Below are 5,306 nucleotides of genomic sequence, written 5' to 3'. Positions count from 1 at the left end.
GGGCGGGGGAGCGCGTTGATCCGCTCGCCGAACCCGTTCTCATCGAGGGGCCACAACTGCCGCGTCCGATGCTGCTTTACCGCCCGCCGCAGCCGATTGGCGGCGACGGGGTGCGTGCCTTCACCTGGCAGAACCGCACGCACATTATCCACCATGCCGAAGGGCCGGAGCGGATCGCGCCCGAATGGTGGCACCGCCCCGCTGCCCCGGCGCGCGACTATTGGCGGGTGGAAGATACCAACGGCGGGCGCTTCTGGCTGTTCCAGACCCGCCCCGCCGATAAACCCGGCCCTTGGTTTCTACATGGGGTCTTTCCATGAGCGCCTATGCCGAGCTTCAGGTCACCAGCAATTACAGTTTCTTGCGCGGCGCAAGCCATCCGAAGGAGTTGGTGGAAACGGCGGAAGCTTGGGCCAGAACGCGCTTGGCCTGACCGACCGCAATAGCCTCGCCGGGGTCGTGCGCGCCCATCTCGCCGCGCGCGAGCGGAAAATTCGCTTTCTGCCGGGGTGCCGGTTGGACCTGCAAGACGCACCGTCGCTGCTGGTCTACCCGCAGGACCGGGCCGCCTACGCGCGCCTCTGCCGCCTGCTGACGCTGGGGAAACGGCGCGCGGTGAAGGGGGAGTGCCTGCTGTTTGCCCAGGATCTCGACGGGGTATTGACCGGCCATCACGTGATCGCGCTCACCGAAACGCCCGTCGAGGCCGATTGGGTGACACGACTGAAAACCCTCGCCGATCCCGGCAGCCTATCGCTGGCGGCGACGCATTTGCTCACCGCTGGGGCTGAGGCGCGCTTAGCTGAGATTGCCGCTCAGGCCAACGCGGCGGAGGTGCCGCTGGTGGCGGTCAACGATGTGCATTATCACACCCCCAGCCGCCGCCCGTTGCAGGACGTGCTGACCTGCATCCGCGAAGGTTGCCGGATCGAGGCGGCGGGGTTCCGGCTGTTTGCGAATGCGGAACGCCATTTGAAATCCCCGGCTTTCATGGCGGCGCTGTTCAAGGACTATCCGCAGGCGCTCACCCGCACGCAGGAAATTGCCAACGCCTGCCGCTTCGATCTTGATAGCCTCAAGTATGAATATCCCGACGAGCCGATCCCGGCGGGCTCAACGCCGCAAGCCTATTTGGAGAGCCTGGCCTGGGAGCGGGCGGCAACCCGCTACCCGGACGGCGTGCCGGAGAAGGTACGCGATATTCTGAAGCGCGAGATTGCTTTGATCGGCAAACTCGGCTTCGCGCCCTATTTCCTCACGGTTCACGACATCGTCGAAGAAGCCAACCGCTTAGGGATTCTCTGCCAGGGGCGCGGGTCGGCGGCTAATTCGGCGGTCTGTTTTGTCTTAGGCATCACGGCGTCGATCCGAATGAAAGCGAGGTTCTGTTCGACCGCTTCATTTCCGAAGCCCGCAAGGAGCCGCCCGATATCGATGTGGATTTCGAGCACGAGCGGCGCGAGGAGATTATTCAATATCTCTACCGGCGTTATGGGCGCGACCGGGCGGGGCTGGCCGCCACCCTCATTACCTATCGCGGGCGCAGCGCCATCGGCGAGGTCGGCAAAGTCATGGGCCTGTCGGAAGACACCACCCGCGCGCTCGCTGGGATGGTCTGGGGCTCCTGGGGAACCGGGGTAGACGAGGATCAAGTCCGCCAAGCCGGGTTCGACCCGACCGAGCCGCGCCTTGCCGAAGCGTTGCGGCTTGCCACCGAGATTATCGGGTTCCCCCGGCACCTATCGCAGCACGTCGGCGGCTTCGTGCTCACGCGCGGCTTGCTGGAAGAGATGGTGCCCATCGGCAATGCCGCGATGGCTGACCGCACCTTTATCGAATGGGATAAGGACGATATCGACGCGTTAGGGATTTTGAAGGTCGATATATTGGCCCTGGGGATGCTCACCTGTATCCGCCGCGCCTTCGATTTGATCGACCGGCACTATGGCCAGCGCTACGATCTTGCCACCGTGCCCCGCGAGGATCCCGCCGTTTACGACATGCTATGCCGAGCGGATTCCATCGGTGTGTTCCAGGTCGAAAGCCGGGCACAGATGAACATGCTGCCGCGCTTAAAACCGAGCTGCTTTTACGATCTCGTCATCGAAGTCGCCATCGTCCGCCCTGGCCCGATTCAGGGCGATATGGTTCACCCCTATTTGCGTCGCCGCGACGGCAAGGAGCCTATCGACTATCCACGCCCCGCGCCGGAGCATGGCGATGTGAAAGAGTTGGAATATGTGCTGTCGCGCACCAAAGGCGTGCCGCTGTTCCAGGAACAAGCCATGCGGATTGCCCAAGTGGCGGCGCTGTTCAGCCCTGAGGAGGTAAACGAACTGCGCTATGCGATGGCGACCTTCCGCCGTCGCGGCACTATTGAAAGCCTGGAGCAAAGAATGGTCACGCGGATGATCGCGCGTGGCTACGATCCGATTTTCGCGCAACGCTGCTTTAATCAGATTAAAGGCTTCGGCGATTATGGCTTCCCGGAGAGCCACGCCGCCAGTTTCGCCCGGCTGGTTTATGTCTCCTCCTGGCTCAAGTGCCATTTTCCGGCGGTGTTTGCCGCAGCCTTGCTGAACTCCCAACCGATGGGTTTTTACGCCCCCGCGCAATTGGTGCGCGATGCCCGTCAGCATGGGGTCGAAGTCCGCCCGGCGGATGTGAACGACAGCGGGTGGGATTGCACGCTGGAGCCGGGAACCTATGGTTTTGCCTTGCGCCTTGCTTGCGGCTGCTTGACGGGTTCGGAGCAGCAGCGGCCGACCGGCTTTTAGCAGCCCGCGCGCGCGGGCCGTTCCAGTCGGTCGAAGCCGTCCAGCACCGTGCAGGGCTGACGCGCGCTCAGGTCGAGGCCTTAGCGAATGCCGATGCGTTCATCTCCTTGGGTCTGAACCGCCGGGAAGCCCTATGGGCCGCCAAAGCCCTCACCGCCGAAGCGCCGCTGCCGCTGTTTGCCAAGGCCGCTGACGATCTGCCGCTGTTCCGCGAAACCGCGCCGATGCTGCCAACCGCGCCCCAAAGCGAGGCGGTGATCGAGGATTACCGCAGTCTCGGCCTGTCGCTGAAGGATCATCCGCTCACGTTTCTGCGCGCGGCCTATCGCCGGGAGGGGCTGCTGTCGGCAGCGGAAGTTGCATCCCTACCCGATGGCGCGCCCGTCACAACCGCAGGGCTGGTGCTCGTTCGCCAGCGCCCCGGAACCGCAAAGGGCGTCGTGTTCCTCACGCTTGAAGACGAAACCGGCATCGTTAACGCCGTCGTTTGGGCCGATGTGATGAAAACCTATCGTCCGGTGCTCATGCAGTCGCGCCTGCTGCTGGTGCGCGGCAAGCTCCAGCGCAGTGACACGGGGGCGGTGCCGATCCTGCACCTTGTGACCGCCCATCTCGAAAACCGCAGCGATGATTTACTCGCGCTCTCCGGCAATGGAAACACCCCGGCGTCTCCCGGTTACCGCCCTGTCGCGCATCGCCACCCGCGCGACGTGCAGATCATTCCGAAAAGCCGGGATTTTCATTGAGGGGGTATTTCGCATGGAACTCTTGCGTCAGGCCATCCCCAGGTGAAGCGTTGGGAAACTATTTCCCAACTCCGAGCAAAAGAGTGAAGAGATCATCTCTCGGCAGAAGGGCAAATTGGGTGCCCTTTTCAATCCCATCAGTTTGGCCAAACGGCTGGGCACTGCTTCCGCCGCTGTGACGAGGGCTGCGTCAGATCAAAATATTAAAATATTTCTTCAAAATAATTATGATCTTTTTTGTAAAATTCTCTTAAATCGGTAATCCCCCTAAAAATGGTGGGATTACCAAAAACTCACCCCCGTTCAAGCCGGTCGCGTCCGGCCGCTTTTGCCCGGTAGAGCGCTTCGTCGGCCCGGTCGAGCAGGAATTCGGCCATATTTTCGGCATCACCATAGTCGGTAACGCCAATAACACCGCCACTAAAGCTGACCATGCGTGGGGCAGTGACCCCGGCGATCTCCGGAAACAGCCCCCCGCACGCCCGCTTGCAACTCGCGCGCGATGCATCAAGCACACCGATAGCGGCGTTAACATCAGCGCCGGGGAGCAGAATGGCAAATTCCTCGCCGCCAATGCGGCCAATATAATCTTCCCGTCGCAGCGAGGTTTGCAGGTGATTGGCGAGCCGCTTCAGAACCCGGTCGCCCGTGAGATGACCGAAGGTATCATTAATGGACTTAAAATGGTCCACATCGATAATGGCCAAGCTCAACGGTCGCTGCGTACGCTGCGCGCTGGCAAGCGCCTGTTCGAGTTCGAGCAGGAAGGCGCGCCGGTTCGGCAAGCCCGTTAGATGGTCGCGGTGAACGAGATGATCCAGCTCCTCTAGGCGCGTTAGAACCGCATCAATGCGCCCGAGGAGTTCGTTCGCGCGGATGGGTTTGGATAAAAACCCGTCGGCCCCACAGCGTAAGGCTTGGATTTGGGTCATCGAGTCGGTTTCGCCGGAGAGGAAGAGAATCGGTAAGGTCGTGAAGGTTGGGAACTGGCGGATGATCGCGGCCAGTTCCGCGCCCGAAACCTGCGGTAGATTTAAATCCAGAAGCAGTGCCGCCGGGCGGAAGCTGGCGAGGGCTTCCAGCAGTTGCATCGGATCTTCCACATGTTTGACCTGATAGCCCTTCTGGCCGAGGTACCCCGAAACCAGCCGCGCCATTGAGGCATCATCCTCGACGATCATCAGCCGCCGCAGGGAGCGTTCGGAGGTCGCGTGGCGGATGGCAACCCGCATCAGACGATCTACCTCGTCTATTTGATAGGGGCGGGCAAGGAAACCTAAGCCGCCCGCGCGCAAGGCCGCGAGGCGATCCGCGACGGTATCGGTTGCCGTGGTAAAGATCGTGGGCGGATGACCCGGTTCAACGGTCGCATTCTCCGCTTCGTTCCGGAGGAGTAATTCACGAAAAACGGCGATGGGTGGCTTTCCGGTTGCGGGGAGGGCGGCGCCAGGATCGGGCAGCATGATGCACTGATACCCGATATCCTTCAGAACCCGGCGTAGCGCCTCGTCGGCGCCATAGATGCAGACGGTTGGGCGAGGCGGGTTTTCGTCCGCAAGGGGGCGATAGAGAGGGGATGCTGGCATAGCGGTACGTCTCGGCTGTGATGCTTGATAGGCTGCTAGGACCAATTTTCATGCCAAGACCCAGGGCGGAAAATGCGGTTGGTTTTTTGCAATATGTGCCGCAGAACCCGAAGTTTAATTTGCAGACTGCAAAATTTAAACGCAAAACGCAAAGTAGAAATCAGGGTTTTTATGAAAATTGCTTGGCATAAATTTTG

At 61.1% G+C, this 5,306-nt stretch carries 3 protein-coding genes and 2 pseudogenes; 4 read left to right on the top strand and 1 reads right to left on the bottom strand.

Translation table 11 applies throughout. The features are described from left to right. The 4 genes and pseudogenes from VZ95_RS25810 to VZ95_RS29810 form a co-directional block, all read left to right on the top strand. A pseudogene (locus VZ95_RS25810) lies at positions 1 to 320 on the top strand (hypothetical protein); the annotation flags it as partial. Between the two features lie 670 nt (positions 321 to 990). Further along, positions 991 to 1,832: pseudogene (locus tag VZ95_RS29820) on the top strand (error-prone DNA polymerase); the annotation flags it as partial. After that, positions 1,815 to 2,777 carry a hypothetical protein gene (locus VZ95_RS29815; protein WP_456297709.1) on the top strand — a complete coding sequence of 321 codons (963 nt, stop codon included), beginning with the start codon at positions 1,815 to 1,817 and terminating at the stop codon, positions 2,775 to 2,777. The pseudogene VZ95_RS29820 and the gene VZ95_RS29815, both read left to right, overlap by 18 nt. Next, positions 2,729 to 3,523, top strand: coding sequence for a helix-hairpin-helix domain-containing protein (locus VZ95_RS29810; RefSeq protein ID WP_332308113.1), 795 nt, complete (start codon positions 2,729 to 2,731; stop codon positions 3,521 to 3,523). The genes VZ95_RS29815 and VZ95_RS29810 overlap by 49 nt, the downstream gene beginning before the upstream one ends. Positions 3,524 to 3,816: 293 nt before the next feature. On the opposite strand, the gene VZ95_RS16230 is transcribed toward VZ95_RS29810, so the two are convergent. After that, on the bottom strand, positions 3,817 to 5,109 hold the full coding sequence (locus tag VZ95_RS16230; RefSeq protein WP_052711855.1) for a diguanylate cyclase: 1,293 nt from the start codon (positions 5,107 to 5,109) through the stop codon (positions 3,817 to 3,819). Positions 5,110 to 5,306 lie beyond the last annotated feature (197 nt).

The sequence above is a fragment of the Elstera litoralis genome, from assembly GCF_000963705.1.
Taxonomy (GTDB): Bacteria; Pseudomonadota; Alphaproteobacteria; order Elsterales; family Elsteraceae; genus Elstera; species Elstera litoralis.
Note: the sequence above shows the minus strand (reverse complement) of the source record. Positions and strands in the feature narration are given on the sequence as shown.

What these genes read in the sequence shown, in the direction of transcription:
- VZ95_RS29815 (WP_456297709.1), top strand. Translation starts at nt 1,815, where the DNA reads ATGGCTGACCGCACCTTTATCGAATGGGATAAGGACGATATCGACGCG.
- VZ95_RS16230 (WP_052711855.1), bottom strand. Translation starts at nt 5,109, where the DNA reads ATGCCAGCATCCCCTCTCTATCGCCCCCTTGCGGACGAAAACCCGCCT.